Raw genomic sequence first — 18,234 nt, 5'->3', positions numbered from 1 at the left:
TCTCGTCCCCGGCCTGTCCCAATCGGGACCGGCCTGTCCCATGCTGGACCATTCAGGACCGTTCAGGACCGTTCAGGGCCGTTCAGGAGCGTCCGGTACCGTCCGGCGCCCGCAACGCCCGTCGCCCCGGTTCCTGGATCAGAACTCGGGGCGACGGGCGTTGCGGGCCGGCCGGGAGGGTACGGCCGGTCACACCTCCCCGCCGCTGATGTCGCGGCGGCGCCGGAGGAGGTAGACGGCACCACCGAGGGCCGCCGTGGCGACAAGACCGCCGCCCACCGCCATCTCGGTGCTGGAAGGACCCTGCGAACCACCGAGACCACCGCGGGCACCGCGGCCCGAGAGCACGATGAAGGTCCGGGTCGCGATCCGGTTGCTGTCGTTGCACCGGACGGCCAGGTTGTACTGGCCCGGGGTCGCACGGTCGAAGATCCTGGCAGTGGCGACGGCGACACCCTGCCCGCCCTTGAAGTCGTTGAAACCGCCGCGGTCGTTGCGCCGGTTGTCATGGTGGCCGCCCTGGTCACGACGGTTGTTGTCGTTGCGGCCGTGGTTGTTGTTGCCCCGGCCGTCGTTGTTCCCACCCTGGTCGCGGCGGTTGTTGTTACCGCCCTGGTCGTTGCGGCCGTCGTTGTTGCCGCGACCGTCGTTGTTGCCACGACCGTCGTTGTTCCCGTGCTGGTCGTTGTTGCCTCGGCCGTCGTTGTTCCCACCCTGGTCACGCCGGTTGTTGTTACCGCCCTGGTCGTTGCGGCCGTCGTTGTTGCCCCGGCCGTCGTTGTTGCCACGACCGTCGTTGTTCCCGTGCTGGTCGTTGTTGCCTCGGCCGTCGTTACCGCCCCGGCCGTCGTTGTTGCCGCCCTGGTCACGACGGTTGTCGTCGTTGCTGTTGCCCTGGAAACGGCCGTTCGAGTGCCCGCCCTGGCCGTTGCCGTTGCCGTTGCCGTTGCCGTGCTGGTCCTGCCTGACGCCGTTGGTGTTCCCGTTGGCGTTCCCGTTGGCGTTCCCGTTCCCGTTCCCGTTCCCGTCGTTGCCGGAGTTCCCGTTGCCGTTCGCGTTGGGGTTGGTGTTCGAGTCCGGGCTGGTCTCCTCACCGGCCCGCTTGCCGCTCGGGCCGTAGTAGCCTCCGTAGCCGAAGCTCAGGTTGGCAGCGGGGAAGGCGTTGGACGACACCGTGCCGCCGCGGTGGCAGCCGTCTACGAGGATGGTCAGGGTCGAACCCTGGTGGACCTCGGACGGGGAGAGACGGATGTTGGTCGGACCGTTTCCACCCCCGGTGGAAGTGGCGGCGACCACCGGAGAAGTGGCGCCCATGGCCGCACACGCGGTGATCGCCACCGCGACAGCGCGTGAAGCACGCATGGTTGAACCTCCATCGGAGGTGCGCCCCGGAACGGCGCTCCGGAGATTTCGACGAGAACGCCCTCCACGACGAACCCTCACCGGGTTGCGCATCAGCCGCATTTCGGGACTCGTCCACCCCGGTGAGCGACACACCGGGGCAAGCAGGTGACACCTGGCGGAGTCGCAGGTCACGGACCGTCAGAGGATCTGCCGGACCGTCTACTCGGATGGGTCACCCCGAGTGGCCGTACCACCCGTCCGCCCCTCTCGGGTCGCGCCCTCCGCCGCACCTGCTTAGCGTGCGGACAGACGATGAGACGGGAGAGCCATGCGCCGGCAGGAGTTCACGGGGTCGGATTCCAGGAGACGCTCCCCCTGGGGTGTCCTGGCCCTTGTCATGCTCACAGGGCTCGCCCTGGTGCGGAACGGCGTGGACGTCGGCATGGGGCCGCCCCAGCCCGCGGTGGCGGCGTCGCTGGACGAAGCGCGCGCCCACCAGGACTCCGTTCCCCTGCCCGGTACGGTCGAGCCGCTGCCGTACGCCCCGGCCTCGCGGATCGCCATCCGGGCCGTCGGCGTGGACGCCCCCATCGTCGACGTGGGGCTCGACGCCAACGGCTGGATCGAGGCCCCGGCGGCGCAGGACCCCAACCTGGCCGGCTGGTACCAGAACGGCATCGCCCCCGGTCAGCAGGGCACCGCCGTGGTCGTCGGCCATGTCGACAACGCGGGCGGGCCCGCCGTGTTCTACGGGCTCGGATCGATGCAGAAGGGCCAGCACGTCGAGGTGACGCGCTACGACGGCCGGGTGGCGGTCTTCGAGGTGTACGGCGTCGAGGTGTTCTCCAAGAACGACTTCCCCGGCGCACGGGTCTACGGCGACACCGGCACACCCGAGCTGCGCGTGATCACCTGCGGCGGCGGCTACTCGCGCGGCACCGGCTACGACGGGAACGTCGTCGTCTTCGCCCGCATGGTCACCACGCGCTGACGCCGACCCGCAACGGCCGCTTCCCGGGGGCGGCCCGGCGGCCCGGCGGTGGGGCTGCCCGTCCGGCGGCCCGGTCCGGTGACTGGGACCGGGGCCGGACCGGGACCGGCACCGGGACCGGGCCAGGGCCAGGGCCGGAAGCGGTCCGCCCGCCGTCTCAGTGTCGGCGCACCAGGGGGAACGGCAGGGTCTCGCGGATCGTCAGCCCCGTCAGGAACATCACCAGCCGGTCCACGCCGATGCCGAGCCCGCCGGTCGGCGGCATGGCGTACTCCAGCGCGTCGAGGAAGTCCTCGTCGAGTTCCATGGCCTCGGGGTCCCCGCCGGCCGCGAGCAGCGACTGGGCGGTGAGACGTCGCCGCTGCTCGACCGGATCGGTCAACTCCGTGTATGCGGTACCCAGTTCGATACCGAAGGCGACGAGGTCCCAGCGCTCGGCGAGGCGCGGATCACGGCGGTGCCGGCGGGTCAGCGGAGACACGTCCGTCGGGAAGTCCTTGTAGAAGGTGGGCAGCCGGGTCTTCTCCTCGACCAGCCGCTCGTACATCTCCAGGACGACGTCACCGCGGGTGTCGTCGGGACCGTGCGGCACTCCCGCGAGGTCGCAGAGGCTGCGCAGCCGCTGCTCGCCGGTGTCGGCGTCGACCTGCTCGCCGAGCGCCTCGGACACCGCTCCGTACAACGTCCTGACGGGCCAGGTACCGGAGATGTCGTGGACGGCGAGCGTGCCGTCGGGGCCCCTCGTGTGGGCGACGGGCGCGCCGAACGCGGCGACGGCGGCGCCCTGGATCAGTTCGCGGGCCAGATCGAGCATCACGTCGTAGTCGGCGAAAGCCTGATAGGCCTCCAGCATCGTGAACTCGGGGTTGTGCTTGTACGACACGCCCTCGTTGCGGAAGGTGCGTCCCATCTCGAAGACCTTCTCCATGCCGCCCACGCACAGCCTCTTGAGGAACAGCTCCGGCGCGATCCGCAGATACAGGTTCATGTCGTAGGCGTTGATGTGCGTGGTGAACGGACGGGCGTTGGCACCGCCGTGGACCTGCTGGAGCATCGGGGTCTCGACCTCGAGATAGCCGCGGTCGAGCAGCCCCTGCCGCAGTGCCTGGACCGCGGTGGAGCGGGCCCGGACGACACCGCGGGCGTCGGGACTGGTGACCAGGTCGAGATAGCGGCGGCGGACCCGTGCCTCCGGGTCAGCCAGCCCGCGGCGCTTGTCGGGCAGCGGGCGCAGGCACTTGGCGGTGAGCTGCCAGGCGTCGGCGAAGACGCTGAGTTCACCCCGGTCACTGGCACCGACCTCGCCGGTGGCGGTGACGTGGTCGCCGAGGTCGACGTCCGACGAGAAGGCGGAGAGCACATCGGGGCCGGAACCGTCGCGGGTCAGGGCGATCTGGAGGTCGCCGGACCAGTCGCGCAGCACCGCGAAGACGACTCCGCCGAAGTCGCGTACGGCCATGACCCGCCCGGCGACCGTGACCCGTTCGCCCGTGCGGGCTCCGGCCGGCAGGTCGGGGTGGGCGGCTCGTACGGCGGCGAGGGGGCCGGTGCGCGCGGTGACGCCGGCCGGGTACGGGTCGACACCCCGCGCGCGCAGGCGTTCGAGCTTGCGGTGGCGGATGCGTACCTGCTCCGGCATCCGGCGCTCCCCCATGGGCCGTACGGTGTCGGGTCCGGCGAGTCCGAGCGTGTCGAGCGGCGGGAGGTCCTTGGTGCCCGCGACCGGTCCGGCGACGGCTCCGCGCGGCCGGCCGCCGCCCCAGCGCCTGCCCAGCCGGGGTACGGAAACGAAGCCCTCGGCGATCGCGGAGGCGAGACCGATGCGGGCGAGCGCGCCGGCGTCCGCGTAGCAGAGGAAGCGCGGGTACCAGACGGGCCGGTACTTGACGTTGGAGCGGTACAGCGCCTCCAGCTGCCACCATCTGGAGAAGAACAGGAGCAGCCGGCGCCAGAGCCGGAGGACCGGACCCGCGCCGATCCTGGCGCCCTCCTCGAACACGGAGCGGAAGACGGCGAAGTTGAGGGAGATCCGGCGCACGCCGAGCTGCGGGGCCTCCGCGCACAGCTCGGCGACCATGAACTCCATGATCCCGTTGGGCGCGTGGTCGCGGTCCCGGCGCATCACGTCGAGGGAGATCCCGTCGTGTCCCCAGGGCACGAAGGAGAGGAGGGCGATGAGGTTCCCGTCGGCGTCGAGGGCCTCCACCAGCAGGCAGTCGCCGTCCTCGGGGTCGCCGAGCCGGTCCAGGGCCATGGAGAAGCCGCGCTCGGTCTCGGTGTCGCGCCAGGCGTCGGCCCGGTCGATGACCTCCTTCATCTCCCCGGCGCCGAGGGCGGAGTGGCGGCGGATGCGGGTGGCCGCCCCGAGCCTGCGGACCCGGCCGACGGCCTGCCGGGTGACGCGCATGTCCCGGCCGTTCAGGTCGAAGCGCTCGACGTACAGGATCGCCTCGTCCCCGAGCTGGATGGCGCCGAGCCCGGAGCGGGCGTAGGCACGTGCGCCGTCCTCGGAGGCGCCCATCACGGCGGGCGCCCAGGCGTGGCGGCGGGCGACGTCCAGCCAGGTCTCGATGGCGGGGGTCCACGCCTCCGTGTCCCCGACCGGGTCCCCGCTGGCGAGGGCCACACCCGCCTCGACGCGGTAGGTGACGGCGGCCTTGCCGTTGGGCGGGAACACGACGGCCTTGTCGCGGCGGGTGGCGAAGTAGCCGAGCGAGTCCTGGGAGCCGTAGGCGGCGAGCAGGGCCCTGATCCGGGGCTCCTCGTCGCCGTGTAGAGCGGCCTCCATCCGCTGGGAGCGGAACAGCGTCCGGGCGGAGTTGAGCAGCGCGAGCGCGCCGAAGAGGCCGAGGAGGAAGAAGAGGGCGCGGGGCGGGGTGCCGTCGAACCGGGCGTTGGAGACGAGCCCGCCGAGCACCCGGTTGGCGGCCCACACCAGCCGCTGTCCCTGCGGGAGGTCGTTGGGGAACATCTCCACGAGCGCCCAGCCGACGAGGACGGCCAGCACGAGCCCGAGGACGAGCACGAGGAGGGCGAGCCGCAGGGCGCCGCGGCGGGTCAGGGCGTAGAACTCACCGCGGGCGGCGAAGAGCACCCCGAGGGCGATCAGGCACAGGACGAGGTTGGGGATCCAGGACCAGTCCCGCAGCAGCACCAGGGTGAGGACGTCGGTGAGGACCAGCAGGGCGAGGTAGGCGACGACAAGCCACCACGCGGCCTTCTTGCGGGCGCCGATCGCCGCTGCCAGCAGCAGCAGGAAGACCGCGTACGCCAGGTTGGCGCTGACGGGCACGGCCACCAGGTCGAGGAACGCGGAGACCGGGTTCAGCAGTCTCCGCAAGGGGGCGATGAGCGCGATCACCACGCAGTACACCCCGAGCAGGGCGAAGAACATCGCGAAGGCGCCCGGCACCCTGGCCGCGAGACCGCTCCGGGCGCCTGTCCCACGCTCCGCCGCGCTGACGCTCATGTTCCGCACTCTAGGGAGGGCACCGCCGGGCCGCCTGTCGGGCCGCTCGTCGGGCGGGGCGCGGGCGCGGAGCGCGGGAGCACGGGAGCACGGGGACGGCGGACACGATGACACGGGAGCTGGACGTCTCGCGGCGTCGCAGCAGACGGCACCGTACTGCGGCGATCGGCCCGGCGGTGGAACCCGCGGTCGGCGCCGGTGTACGTGCGGACGCCGGTGACGCCGGTGCCGCCGGGGCACCGCACCGGGCATCGGGCACCGGGCACCGGGCACCGGGCACCGGTGGCGGACACCGCCGAAGCGACGGCGGGTGCGGTCGCGGAGAACCGCGAGGCGGCCGGGCGGCCGGGGGGCCGGGTAGCGCGGAGAGGCTTCCCCCTGCGGCGGTGAACCCTGCGGTGGGGCGCTACGGCCGCCGCCTTCCGCGGTGTTCCCGGCACCGGCCGGTCGCGGCCGACGGCGAGCCGGGTCCGGTCGACCGTTCGGCGCACCACTCGCCGCTCCGTGCGACCGCTCGCCGCACACCCGAGTGTGGCGCCTGTCCCTCCGCCTGCCGATGCGCTCGTATACGCCACTAAGCACACAGCACCGGATTCCCGGAGTACCGAACTCTCGGGGCACGGCAAGATCCAGCGGGAAGGGAGCCGGCGATGGCGACGGCAACGGCGACGACCGATGAGCAGGCCCTGGCGGAGCTGCAGCGCGAACACGGTCCCGCCCTGCTCGGCTTCCTCGTCGGGCTGACCTACGGGGACCGGCAGCGCGCGGAGGACCTGTTGCAGGAGACCCTGCTGAGGGCCTGGCAGCACCCGGAGGCGTTCGACGCGCCCTACGAGTCGATGCGGCCGTGGCTCTTCACCGTCGGCCGGCGCCTCGCGATCGATGCGCGCCGGGCGCGGCTCGCACGGCCGGCGGAGATCGCCGACGGTGTCCTGGCCGCGACGCCGGACCCGGCCGACGTGACGGACCGCGCGGTCGCCGCGGTCGATGTGCGGGCCGCGGTGAGGTCGCTGAGCCCCGAGCACCGTGCCGTTCTGGTGCAGATCTACTTCCGGGGCCGCAGTGTGGCAGAGGCCGCGAGCGCCCTCGGCATTCCGCAGGGCACCGTGAAGTCCCGTTCTCACCACGCGCTGCGTGCCATGGCCCGGAGTCTGCCCGGCTACAGCCGAAGACCGCTCTCCTCGGCGGCCTGAGCGCTGCCGCCGGGTGCGGACACCCGGGTCCGGAGGGGCAACTGACGGGAGGACGGCACGGGCACCGGGTCCTGCGGGTCGGGAACGCCACCGGGCTCCCACGGGCGGGAGGACGGCACGGGCACCGGGTCCTGCGGGTCGGGAACGCCACCGGGCTCCCACGGGCGGGAGGACGGCACGGCGCGGCCCGGCGCGACGGGACGGCACGGGAGCGCGACCGGACCCGAGCCGAGCCGCCGCGAGCGGACCCGGGCCACCCCGAGCCGAGCCGCGCCGCCGCGAGCGGACCGGTGCGGACCCGTGCGGACTCCTGCGGACTCAGGCGGTTCACTTCCGTCCCCGCATCCCCCTTGGACATCCGGTCTCCCCGGTGCCACACTCCCGGCCCGACCGGATTCGAAACCACCCGCCCAAGTTGAGTAAAGAGGAACCGCGACGCGTGTCTTCGGGTGGAGGCTCGTCGTCGAGACCCGTGCCCGAACACGTCCGGGGAGAAGGTGGAGTGAGTGCGGCCCGAGAGTACGAACGGCACCAGCGGAGGCGGTCTGGCGGTCCCGATGGCCTGGCTGTGCGCCGAGTTCCTGGCCGACCAGGTGCTGCGCACCGGCGGTCTGGTGGAGCCGGGTTCGCTGGAGTACAGAGCCGGCCGGGAGACGCTGGCGCTGACGGTCTATCTGTGCGGCGCGGAGGACTGCCCGGCCGGTGTGCTGACGGCGTCGCGGCTGGACGAGTGGCTGTCCGTCACGGCGTACGGGCATCCCTGGCAGGAGTGGGTGCGCGACCGGATGGCCGAGCGGGAGTCGCTCGACCCCCCCGGCACGGACCCCGATCTCGATCTGGCCCGCGCTTCGTGGGGCTGGCTGGAGCGGACCGAGTTGCTCGCCGCCGATCTCGGGGACGGCGCCGGCCCGTTGCATCCGGCCCTTCCGGTGGACCCTGCCGCCTGCGAGGGTAGCCAGGTCTGGACGCCGGCGTGGCGGCTGGGGCTTCCGCTGGGCCATCTGGCGATCCATCTGTACTGACCTGCGCGCCGTACCGACCTGCGCGCCGTACCGACCCGCGCCCGTACCGACCCGCTACCCGCTACCCGCTACCCGCACCGACCAGCGCAGCGCACCGACCCGCTACCCGGCGCGGAGCTACCGCGGCCGACGTGCCGGAAGCGGCCGACGGCGGCCGGGAGCCCGCCCGTTTGCCTGCGCGGCCGGGCGCGGGTACGGGCGTGGAGGTGGTCTTCCGTCACCGCGACGGTGCCCGGCACCGCGACGCCGTGCGGGCGCCCGCTCCCCCGGTGCGGGCCGCTCCCCCGCACCGCCGGGCTCAGCTTCCGCCGGGGTGGCTGTGCACGCCCGCACGGTACTTGGGAATCCGTACGGTGATCTTCATCCCTGCTCCCACCCCTGTCTCGATGACCAGCCCGTGGTCGTCGCCGTACACCTGGCGCAGCCGCTCGTCGACGTTGGACAGCCCGATGCCGGAGGAGCGGTCCGCCTCCCGGGCGAGGATCCGCCGCAGTTCGGCCGGGTCCATCCCGACGCCGTCGTCCTCGATCGTCACCACCGCCTCCGAGCCGGCGTCCCGGGCCGAGATGGAGACCCGGCAGACCCGTCCGGCGTCCTCCATCCCGTGTCCCACGGCGTTCAGCCCGTGTTTCACGGCGTTCTCGACGAGCGGCTGGAGGCACAGGAAGGGGAGGGCGACCGGGAGGACTTCGGGGGCGATCTGGAGCGTCACCTTCAGCCGGTCTCCGAAGCGGGCCCCGGCGAGGGCCAGGTACTGCTCGATGCAGCGCAGTTCGTCGGCGAGATGGGTGAAGTCGCCGTGCCGGCGGAAGGAGTAGCGGGTGAAGTCGGCGAACTCCAGCAGGAGTTCCCTCGCCCGCTCGGGGTCGGTACGGACGAAGGACGCGATGGCCGCGAGCGAGTTGAAGATGAAGTGCGGGGAGATCTGGGCCCGCAGGGCACGGATCTCGGCCTCGATGAGCCGGGTGCGGGAGCGGTCGAGTTCGGCCAGTTCGAGTTGGACGGAGACCCAGCGGGCGACCTCGGTCGCCGCTCGTACCAGAACCGCCGACTCCCCCGAACCGTAGGCGACGAGCGTGCCGAGCACACCCTCCTCCCCCGTCAGCGGGGCGATCACCGCCCAGCGGAGCGGGCACTCGGGGTCGTCGCACCGGGTGCGGACGCTCTGGCTGCGCCCGGACTCGAGCACCTCGCCGACCCGGTGCATGACGCGCTCCTGGTGGTGGTCGGCGCCGATGCCGTCCCAGGCGAGGACGGTCTCCCGGTCCGTGAGGCACAGGGCGCGGGTGCCGAGCAGCGTACGCAGCCGGCGGGTGGCCCTGCGCGCGGTGTCCTCGGTGAGCCCGGCGCGCAGCGGGGGCGCGGCGAGCGAGGCGGTGTGCAGGGTGTGGAAGGTGGCCCGCTCGACCGGGGTGCCCAGGTCGGGTCCGGATCCGGCGGCGCGGCGGGCGGTGACGCGACCGAGGGCGAACCCGGCGGCGAGCAGCACCGCCGCGGCGGCACCGAGTGCGGCCAGCGCGGTGCCGGTCATCGCCGGGCTCCTTCGCACGCGGGCCGGGCGGCCAGGTCTTCCGGCAGATGGAGGCGGGTGAGGATGGCCGCGGCGCCGGGGGGCGTGTGGCGTGGGGTCGCCAGCGACACCAGGACCATGGTGAGGAATCCGAGCGGCACGGACCAGACGGCCGGCCAGGCCATGAGGGTGTGCGGCCAGCCCTCGGGTGCGAGTCCCGCCCGGGTGGCCATGACGGCGGTCAGTGCGGCACCCCCGCCGGCGACCAGTCCGGCGGCGGCGCCGGGCGGGGTGAGCCTGCGCCACCAGATGCCGAGGACGAGCAGTGGGCAGAACGAGGACGCCGAGACGGCGAAGGCCAGCCCGACGGCGTCGGCGACGGGCACGTTGGTGGCGACGACGCTGACGGCGAGCGGCACGGCCATGGCGAGGACGGTCGCGAGCCGGAAGTGCCGTACCCCGCGCGACGGCAGGACGTCCTGGGTGAGGACTCCGGCGACGGACATGGTGAGTCCGGACGCGGTGGACAGGAAGGCGGCGAACGCGCCGCCCGCGAGGAGCGCGCCGAGCAGATCGCCCGTGAGGCCGCCGACCATCCGTTCCGGCAGGACCAGCACGGCGGCGTCGGCGTCGCCGGTCAGGGCGAGTTCGGGGGCGTAGATCCGGCCCAGGGCCCCGTACACCGGAGGGAGCAGGTAGAAGGCGCCGATCAGCCCCAGGACGACGAGGGTGGTGCGGCGCGCCGCGCGGCCGTTGGGGCTGGTGTAGAAGCGGACGGCGACGTGCGGCAGGCCCATGGTGCCGAGGAAGGTGGCGAGGATCAGGCCGTAGGTGGCGTAGAGCTGGTAGCCGTCGCGGCCGCCCGCCAGCGGCTGGGACCAGCCGGCGGGGTCGGCGCCGGTGGACGCGCGTTCGGGTATGTCCGCGCCCGGGGGGAACGTGAGCGTGGTGCCCGACTCGACACGGTGGGTGCCCTCGTCCAGGGTGGTCCGCCGCCCCTCGTGGCGGATGCCGTCCACCGTGCCGGCCACCGTGACGGTCAACGGGGCGTCCAGGTCGATCCGTACGGTGTCGTCGATGCGGACCTCGGTGTGCTGGCGCAGCACGGCGGGACCGTCGAAACGTGCGCGGGGGGCGTCGTCGCCGGCCCAGGCGGCGACCAGGAACAGTGCGGGGACCAGCAGGGCCGTGAGCTTCAGCCAGTACTGGAAGGCCTGCACGAAGGTGATGGAGCGCATGCCGCCCGCGGCCACGGCGCCCGTGACGACGACGGCGACGAGCAGCCCGCCGAACCAGTCGGGCGCGCCGGTGAGGATCTCCAGGGTGAGTCCCGCGCCCTGGAGCTGCGGCAGCAGATAGAGCCAGGCGATGCCGACGACGAAGAGGCTGGCGAGGCGCCGCACCGCGGGCGACTCCAGCCGCGCCTCGGCGAAGTCGGAGAGCGTGTACGCGCCCGAGCGCCGCAGCGGGGCGGCGACGAGGACGAGGAGGACGAGATAGCCCGCGGTGTAGCCGACCGGGTACCAGAGCATGTCGGGGCCCTGGAGGAGCACCAGTCCCGCGATGCCGAGGAAGGACGCGGCGGAGAGGTACTCGCCGCTGATGGCGGCGGCGTTCAGACCGGGCTTGACGGTGCGTGAGGCGACGTAGAAGTCGGAGGTCGTCCGGGAGATGCGCAGACCCAGGGCGCCGATGAGGACGGTCGCCAGGACCACGCCGGCCACGGCCGCAACCGCGTAGCCCTGGTTCACCGGTCGTCCCCCACAGGTGTTCTCAGCGGCCCTCGACCAGCCCGGTGAAGTCCTCCTCGTTGCGTTCGGCCCGGCGGACGTACCAGCGGGCGGTCAGCCACATCAGGGGGTAGACGCCGACACCGAGCACCACCCATACGAACGGTTCGGGCGAGGAGAAGGAACCGAGGACGGCCGCGGGGAAGGCGAAGAGCAGGGGGAGGGTGCCGACGAGGAGGGCGAGCGCACCCAGGGCGTACAGGGCGGCACGCAGCTGGCTGCGCATCAGGGAGCGCACGTAGACGGTGCCGATGGGGGTCTGCTCGCTGATCTCCGAGCGCGCGTGGGCGTGCCCGGGGCGGCGGCGGGTGCCGCGGGGCACCCCCGTGACGACTTCACGGCGGGGTGGCTGTGCTGCAGACATCGGCGTCCGCTCCCGGCGTTCTCTCGGCGGCTCGTGCGGGCAGGCCGCTCACGGCGGCGAGCGGCGGGCCCGCAGGGGTCCATGGAGTCTACGCAGGTGGGTTGACGGGGGTACAGGCCGGTGGGGTCCGCCACGGTCCCACGGCCGCGGGGCCGCAGGCCGCGGGCCGCAGGGCGGGCGCGGGCGCAGGGCGCGGGCGGGGCCGCAGAGCCGCAGAGCCGCAGGGCCGCAGAGCCGCAGAGCCGCAGGGCCGCAGAGCCGCAGGGCCGCAGGGCCGCAGGGCCGCAGGGCCGCGGGGAGCGGCTCTCTCGGGACTGCGTCCGGCTCGCCGGCGTGTCCGTGGGCGCGGGTACGGGACCCCTCGGCGGAACGTCCGCGGTCCGCGCGCCCTGCGGCCGGCGGGACCGGCAGCGCCCAGCGCCCATACGGCCGCCGGCCTGCGACGGGGGCGAGCGGCCGCGACGAAGGGGGCGGGCGTGGCAGAGGGGGCGGGCGTCACGAAGGGGGCAGACGTCACGAAGGGGGCAGACGCGACGGAGGGCAGGCGTGCGACCGCCCCGGCGGCGGGGTGGTGGACCTCGCCGTGCCGGCCACTCAGAGGCTGAGGGCCCGGCCTATGAACAGGGCCGCGAAGAACACGCTACAGGCGACGATCAGCGACAGGATCACCACGGGGTGTTCCCAGATCCCGCCGTCCGGACGTTCCTGGTGGGCTTCGGCGATGGACGCCTCCACGGGCGGTGTCTCCTGCGGGGGTGTGCGTCGATCGGTCATCGTCCTCTCCCGTCCCGTCGCTCATGGCTCCGGGGCAGCACCGCCGGCCTCCGAGGCGATCGGGGCGGCCGGCAGCGGCTCCCCGAACCCCGGCCCGCCGCCGCGGCGCGTACTCGCCGTGCGGCGCGTATCCACGGTGCGGTGACGACTCACCGTGCGGCGCCGTACCAGATCCCGCGGCCGGACCGGTTGTTTCCACTATGCGGCGGATCCGCCCCGGAGGAGCACCCGCGTCGTCGGTGCGTCGATTTCCCGTCGGGCGCAGCGGCAGGCCCGGACGCGGGCGCGGGCGACCTGCGGTGCAGCGGGGCGGTTGCCGATGGCGGTCCCGGCGACGGCGGGGACCGGACCAGCAGACCGACGCCGGGGACCGACACTGAGGACAACTGCCGGAGACCAACGGTGGGGACCAAGGGTGGGGACCAAGGGTGGGGACCAAGGGTGGGGATCAACGCTGAGCGTGCCGCATCAGCAGATCCCGCAGCTGGCGCGCGTGCCGGCGGCTCACCGCGAGTTCGGCAGTGCCCACGCGGACGGCCGTGGAGCCCCCGTCCAGGCGGAGCTCGTCGATACACCCCAGAGCGACGAGACGGCTGCGGTGTATCCGGACGAAGCCCCGGGAAGCCCACCGGTCCTCGAGCGTGGAGAGCGGTATGCGCACGAGATGGCTGCCCCCGCGCGTGTGCAGCCGCGCGTAGTCGCCCTGGGCCTCGACGTAGGTGATCTCGTCTATGGGTACCAGCCGGGTGACGCCGCCGAGTTCCACCGGAATCTGCTCCGGCGCGGTCCCGGGTGCCGTGGATCCGGTGACCAGGGGGCCGGCCCCCGGCCCGGGGCGAGGCGCGGCCGTCGCGCCCGGCGTCGCTCCAGCACCACCGGCGCCGCCACGGCTGCCGGCGCCACCCGCCGGGCCGCTGCCGGCGGCGGCTGGGGGCCGGGGCGCGCGTGCGGCGGCGGCCAGATCGCAGACCCGGCGGACGGCTTCGGCGAGGCGTTCCCTGCGGACCGGTTTGAGGACGTAGTCGACGGCCTTGAGGTCGAACGCCTGCACGGCGAAGCCCTCGTGGGCGGTGACGAAGACGATCAGCGGCGGCCGGGTGAACTCCGAGAGGAGCCGCGCCATGTCGAGCCCGGTGAGCCCTGCCATGTGGATGTCGAGGAAGACGACGTCGATGCCGCCCTCACCGTCCGGGCCGGCGTCCAGTGCCCGGCTGATGCGGCGCAGCGCCTCGGTGGCGTCGGTGGCACCGTCCGCGCTGCGCACCCGGCAGTCGGAGCGCAGCAGGTAGAGCAGCTCCCCGAGCGCCGGCTTCTCGTCGTCGACCGCAAGTACACGCAGCATGCAGCGGATTCTAGGCATCGGACGCGGAAACGGGCACGGGCGCGAATACGGGAACGGGAGCGATCACGGGCACGGGCGCGAATACGGGAACGGGAGCGATCACGGGCACGGGCGCGAATACGGGAACGGGAGCGATCACGGGCACGGGCGCGAATACGGGAACGGGAGCGATCACGGGCACGGGCGCGAATACGGGAACGGGAGCGATCACGGGCACGGGCGCGAATACGGGAACGGGAGCGATCACGGGCACGGGCGTAGGCACGGGCAACGCCCACGGGCACGGGCGCGGCCGGGTCCGGCGGTCCCCGCGGTGCCGGCTCCCCCGAGACATTCAGCGCTCCCCGGGCGCCGGGCGGAACGATCCGGCCGGGCATGTCCTTCCCCCATGGTGCAGCGCTGCGGCGGGGCGGGGTCTCGGCTACCGTGTCCGGCCGCCGCCACCACAGGACCGGTCGGCTCCTCCGAATCCGCCGAACGCACTGAATCCGCCGAATCCACTGAGTCCGCCGAACCAGCCCGTCCCGCCTGTCCTGCCTATTCCGCCCGTCCCACCCGTCCTGCCTATTCCGCCCGTCCGGCCCGGCTCGCCTATTCCGCCCGTCCCACCCGTCCCGCCCGTCCCGTCCGGCCCGCCGTCCGAGCCGTCCTCCCCCGCGCACGCCGCCCGCAGTGCCTGGGCGTCGGCCATACCGAGATACTCGGTCCGGCACCGGGCGCAGTGGGTGAGGTGCCCGGCCACCCGGGCCTCCTCCTCGGGGACGAGCACGCCGAGCACATACGCGCCGAGTAGCGGCTCCACATGAGGACTGCCCGCGGGGCGCCCGGTCATACGGACGCCCGAGTTTCCACCATTCACCCACTCATTCTGCCGCTCTTCTCCACAACTGCGCGCCACGGCGGCCCCGCTCACGCCCCGGTCGCACTTTCCCCCGCCGCCGCTGAGCACGGCACGGCTCCGCTGCGTACTCCAGGACGACACCCACGGTGCGTACGACCCGTATGGACCGTTCGTAGCCGCCGAGCCGAAGGATTGGTCCATGAACCTGCGGGAGCAGCACCGGGCCGTGGCCGCCTACGCGCTGGGCGTCCTCGACCCCGCGGACGCCTTCCGCTTCGAGGAGCACCTGTCGGAATGCGGCCTCTGCACCCTTCAGATCTCCGACTTCGCCCCGGTCGCGTCCGCGCTGGGTGCCCTCGCCGGGCCGGGCCGCGCCGACGAACCGCCGGCCCCGAGGGTTCTGGAGCACCTTCTCCACGAGGTCGCCACGCGCCGCCGGCGCGGTTCGCGCCGGCGGCTGCGGCTGGTGGCAGCGGCCGCCGCGCTGGTCGTGGCGCTGCCCGCGGTGGCGGTGAGCCTGTTCCCGGGGACGGAGGGGCCGGCCGAGGGCGGCCCGGACGAGCGGATCGCGGCCACGGACGGCGCCACCGGTGTGTACGGCGCGGTCGATCTGCGTTCCAGGGGCTGGGGCACCGCCGTGGCCCTGCGCATGGCGAAGCTGCCGGGGCCGAAGACCTGCCGGCTGGTCGCGGTCGCCACGGACGGCAGGGAGTACTCCGTCACCAGCTGGTCGGTGCCGGCCGGCGGGTACGGGACGGGCGCCTCGGGGACGGCGGACGAGCTGGACATGGAGGTGGGGACGGTCCTGCGGCGGGACGAGATCGGCCGCTTCGAGGTCCGTACCGACAGCGGCGAGCACCTCGTCTCGCTCGACCGCCCGTCGTCGGCGCCGGACGGGAGCGCACTGCGCACGCGCGCCGTCACTTGAGCAGCCGCGACAGCCTCCGGTCCGCGAGCGGCCTGCCACCGGTCTGGCACGTGGGGCAGTACTGCAGGGACGAGTCGTGGAACGACACCTCGCGGATCGTGTCCCCGCAGACCGGGCAGGGCTCGCCGGTGCGGCCGTGCACCCGCAGTCCGCTCTTCTTCTCGGCCTTCAGCCGGCCGGCGGCCAGCCCTCGTGAGCGCTCGACGGCGTCCTGGAGCGTCGTACGCGTGGCCTCGTACAGCCCGGTGACCTCCTCCGCGCCGAGCTTGGAGGTGAGTCTGTACGGTGACATCCGCGCGGCGTGCAGGATCTCGTCGCTGTAGGCGTTGCCGATTCCGGCGATGAGGCTCTGGTCGCGCAGCGCGCCCTTGATCTGCCGGCGTTCCCCGGCGAGGAGGGCGGCGAAGGAGTCGCGGTCGAAGTCGCCGGCGAGGGGGTCGGGGCCGAGCCGGGCGACGCCCGGCACGTCGGCCGGGTCGCGCACGAGGTGGACGGCGAGCCGTTTCGTCGTGCCCGCCTCGGTCAGGTCGAAGCCGTCCCCGCCGGTGAGGGCGGCGCGCAGCGCCAGCGGTCCCTTGCCCGGACGGGGCACCCCGGACGGCAGCACGTCCCTCCACTGCAGCCAGCCCGCCCGCGCCAGATGGATGACGAGGTGCAGCCCGCCGCCGGTGCCGATGTCCAGGAACTTGCCGTGCCGCCGCACGGAGACCACCTCGCTGCCGTCGAGGGCGCCGAGCGGGGGGTCGTACGTCTTGAGCACGCTGATCGCCACGGGCATCACCCGGGCGATCTCACTGGCCGTCAGGTGCTGGTCGAGGAAGTCCCTGAGCGCTTCCACCTCGGGCAGTTCCGGCATGGCTCCAGCCTGCCGCAGTACGCCCCGGGCCGCATCGGGCGGGCGTTCGCCCCGTCGCGGCGCCCGGCACGGCGGGCCCGGCGAATCGCCGCGGCGTCGCACCAGCCGGGCAGGCCGCTGCGAGGCCGGTCCGGCGCCCTGCGACGCCGCACCGGACCACGCCGCACCCAACCGGACCCGCACCGCACCGCACCGGGCGCCGCTTCCAACCGGACCGCACCGCACCGGGCGCCGCTTCCCCCCGAACAGACCCTGCCCGACGCGGCGCTGGGCGTGTTGTGAAGGTCGCTCCCGCCCCGCGGGCGGACGGAGCTGCCTTCGAACGCTCCCTAGCGGACCAGCTCCAGGAGCGCTGCCAGCTCGTCCTCGACCGCGCGGGCGAGCCCGTCCACGTCGGGCAGGGCCCTGCCGTCGGCGACCAGTCCGAAGTGCACCCGGCCCCCGTAGGTCGACATCGCCAGGGCCAGGGACTGGCCGCGGGCGAGTGGCGCCATCGGGTAGATCTCGCGCAAGGGGCAGCCGCCGAGCGACAGCGCGGAGCGGGGCAGCGGCACACTGGTCGCGAGCAGGTCGAACAGCATCCGGGCGGCGTTCCCGGCGAGGGGCGCGCCGAAGCGGTGGGCGAGTGGCGGAAGCTGGTCGGCGAGCACGGCGACCGCACCGGCGCCGCGCAGTGGCCCGGCCGACTTGTTGCGGTCCATGCCGGCGCGGACCGCGTACAACCGGGCCCAGGGGTCGGGTTCGGTGACGGGCAGGTCGAGCAGATAGGCGGACAGCTTGTTGCCGGAGCCGGGCGGGCCGCCGGGGCGGCGCCTCGACACCGGGACGAGGGCGCGGGGGTCGGTGGGCGGCAGGGCGTCGCCCCGCCCGGTCATCCAGCGGCGCAGCGCTCCGGCGACGGTGGCGAGGAGGACGTCGTTCGCGGTGCCGCCCGCGATCCTGCGGACCTCGTGGACGTCGTCGAGGTCGAGGACCGAGGTGGCGAGCCTGCGGGTGCCGCTGGAGCTGGCGCTGAGCGCGGCGGTGCCGCGCGGGTCGAGCCGGCCGGCCCGGGCGAGGGAGGCGCCCACGAGGGAGGCGCCGACGCCGAAGGCCCGGCCCAGCTCCTCGATCCGGCCGCGGGCCATCCCGGCGGCCTGCCAGGGGCCGGGGAGCCAGGAGCGCGGCGGTACGGCGGACGGGCTCCGGCCGGTCCTTCGGCCGTACTCGCGGGCGCGTTCGGCGAGCGGCCCGGCGATCTCGTCGAAGATCCCGGCACCGATGGCGACGGCGCGCATGCCGTCGGCAAGGGCGTGGTGCAGCTTGACCAGTACGGCGAACGGGTCCCCGGGGCCCCCGGTGAGCAGGTGCATCTCCCAGGGCGGCAGCCCGCGTTCGAGCGGACGCTCCATCAGCTCCCCGGCGAGGGCGGCCGCGGCCGCCGCGAAGTCGCCCGCCGGCAGCCTGGTCCGGCGCAGATGGCGCCGCACGTCGAAGTCCTGGTCCGCCATCCAGGCGGCGCCGCCCACGGGCAGCAGCACATCGCGGACGCGCATGCGCAACCGGGGGATGGCGGAGGTGCGGGCGGCCAGCAGGGCGAGGATCTCCTCGCTGCCGGGCGCGCTCGTGCCGGTGTCCCCGGACGCGGGCGGAGCGAAGTAGGCGAGCGCGCCGAGGTGCATCGGGTGGTCGGGGGACTCGAGGTGCCAGAAGGCCAGATCCAGGGGTGCCAGCAGCTTGGTGCTCAAGGGGGGTCCTCATGTCCTAGGGGGCCGGAACACAGGAATCAGCAGTCAATCGCCTACGGTCGGTTACGGTCAAGGACAATCAG

Annotated in this window: 14 protein-coding genes; 4 read left to right on the top strand and 10 right to left on the bottom strand. The window is 73.7% G+C overall.

The features are described 5' to 3' along the window. Nucleotides 1-189: 189 nt before the first annotated feature. Complete coding sequence (locus DDQ41_RS33165; RefSeq protein WP_162602764.1) at nt 190-1,362, bottom strand: hypothetical protein; 1,173 nt, start codon at nt 1,360-1,362, stop codon at nt 190-192. Between the two features lie 379 nt (nt 1,363-1,741). Here DDQ41_RS33165 and DDQ41_RS29345 point away from each other — a divergent pair, with 379 nt between their 5' ends. After that, entirely contained in the window at nt 1,742-2,335 is a 594-nt protein-coding gene (locus DDQ41_RS29345) for a class F sortase (protein ID WP_109297177.1), read from the top strand. A 157-nt stretch (nt 2,336-2,492) separates the two neighbouring features. Here DDQ41_RS29345 and lysX read toward each other — a convergent pair whose 3' ends face one another. Further along, the gene (gene lysX, locus DDQ41_RS29340) at nt 2,493-5,804 is read right to left on the bottom strand and encodes a bifunctional lysylphosphatidylglycerol synthetase/lysine--tRNA ligase LysX (protein ID WP_109297176.1); all 3,312 of its coding nucleotides are present in this window, start codon (nt 5,802-5,804) and stop codon (nt 2,493-2,495) included. A gap of 650 nt (nt 5,805-6,454) precedes the next feature. On the opposite strand from lysX, the gene DDQ41_RS29330 reads away from it, so the two are divergent. Both DDQ41_RS29330 and DDQ41_RS29325 read left to right on the top strand, forming a co-directional pair. Beyond that, the gene (locus tag DDQ41_RS29330) at nt 6,455-6,997 is read left to right on the top strand and encodes a sigma-70 family RNA polymerase sigma factor (protein WP_109297174.1); all 543 of its coding nucleotides are present in this window, start codon (nt 6,455-6,457) and stop codon (nt 6,995-6,997) included. 506 nt (nt 6,998-7,503) lie between these two features. Next, a complete protein-coding gene (locus DDQ41_RS29325) occupies nt 7,504-8,019 on the top strand; it encodes a hypothetical protein (protein ID WP_109297173.1) in 516 nt (171 codons plus the stop codon). A gap of 298 nt (nt 8,020-8,317) precedes the next feature. On the opposite strand, the gene DDQ41_RS29320 is transcribed toward DDQ41_RS29325, so the two are convergent. The 6 genes from DDQ41_RS29320 to DDQ41_RS29290 all read right to left on the bottom strand — a co-directional run bounded on the left by DDQ41_RS29320 (nt 8,318) and on the right by DDQ41_RS29290 (nt 14,631). Further along, nucleotides 8,318-9,550 carry a sensor histidine kinase gene (locus DDQ41_RS29320; RefSeq protein WP_109297172.1) on the bottom strand — a complete coding sequence of 411 codons (1,233 nt, stop codon included), beginning with the start codon at nt 9,548-9,550 and terminating at the stop codon, nt 8,318-8,320. Then, entirely contained in the window at nt 9,547-11,280 is a 1,734-nt protein-coding gene (locus DDQ41_RS29315; protein WP_109297171.1) for a sodium/solute symporter, read from the bottom strand. The genes DDQ41_RS29320 and DDQ41_RS29315 overlap by 4 nt, the downstream gene beginning before the upstream one ends. A gap of 22 nt (nt 11,281-11,302) precedes the next feature. Continuing rightward, complete coding sequence (locus tag DDQ41_RS29310; protein ID WP_109297170.1) at nt 11,303-11,683, bottom strand: DUF485 domain-containing protein; 381 nt, start codon at nt 11,681-11,683, stop codon at nt 11,303-11,305. Between the two features lie 594 nt (nt 11,684-12,277). Further along, the gene (locus DDQ41_RS29305) at nt 12,278-12,457 is read right to left on the bottom strand and encodes a DUF6480 family protein (protein ID WP_109297169.1); all 180 of its coding nucleotides are present in this window, start codon (nt 12,455-12,457) and stop codon (nt 12,278-12,280) included. A 448-nt stretch (nt 12,458-12,905) separates the two neighbouring features. Beyond that, entirely contained in the window at nt 12,906-13,799 is an 894-nt protein-coding gene (locus tag DDQ41_RS29300) for a LytR/AlgR family response regulator transcription factor (protein WP_109297168.1), read from the bottom strand. Between the two features lie 421 nt (nt 13,800-14,220). Next, nucleotides 14,221-14,631: an anti-sigma factor family protein gene (locus tag DDQ41_RS29290; RefSeq protein ID WP_217364470.1), complete on the bottom strand. Its 411-nt coding sequence runs from the start codon at nt 14,629-14,631 to the stop codon at nt 14,221-14,223. Nucleotides 14,632-14,839: 208 nt separating this feature from the next. Here DDQ41_RS29290 and DDQ41_RS29285 point away from each other — a divergent pair, with 208 nt between their 5' ends. Beyond that, nucleotides 14,840-15,568, top strand: a complete 729-nt coding sequence (locus tag DDQ41_RS29285) for a zf-HC2 domain-containing protein (RefSeq protein WP_109297166.1) — start codon at nt 14,840-14,842, stop codon at nt 15,566-15,568. Here the strand turns inward: DDQ41_RS29285 and DDQ41_RS29280 are convergent. Together DDQ41_RS29280 and DDQ41_RS29275 are read right to left on the bottom strand one after the other, a co-directional pair. Continuing rightward, a complete protein-coding gene (locus DDQ41_RS29280; protein ID WP_109297165.1) occupies nt 15,561-16,424 on the bottom strand; it encodes an Fpg/Nei family DNA glycosylase in 864 nt (287 codons plus the stop codon). The two genes, DDQ41_RS29285 and DDQ41_RS29280, sit on opposite strands and share 8 nt — an antisense overlap. Nucleotides 16,425-16,753: 329 nt before the next feature. Then, nucleotides 16,754-18,151: a wax ester/triacylglycerol synthase family O-acyltransferase gene (locus tag DDQ41_RS29275; protein ID WP_109297164.1), complete on the bottom strand. Its 1,398-nt coding sequence runs from the start codon at nt 18,149-18,151 to the stop codon at nt 16,754-16,756. Nucleotides 18,152-18,234 lie beyond the last annotated feature (83 nt).

This window comes from Streptomyces spongiicola (assembly GCF_003122365.1).
GTDB lineage: Bacteria > Actinomycetota > Actinomycetes > Streptomycetales > Streptomycetaceae > Streptomyces > Streptomyces spongiicola.
Note: the sequence above shows the minus strand (reverse complement) of the source record. Positions and strands in the feature narration are given on the sequence as shown.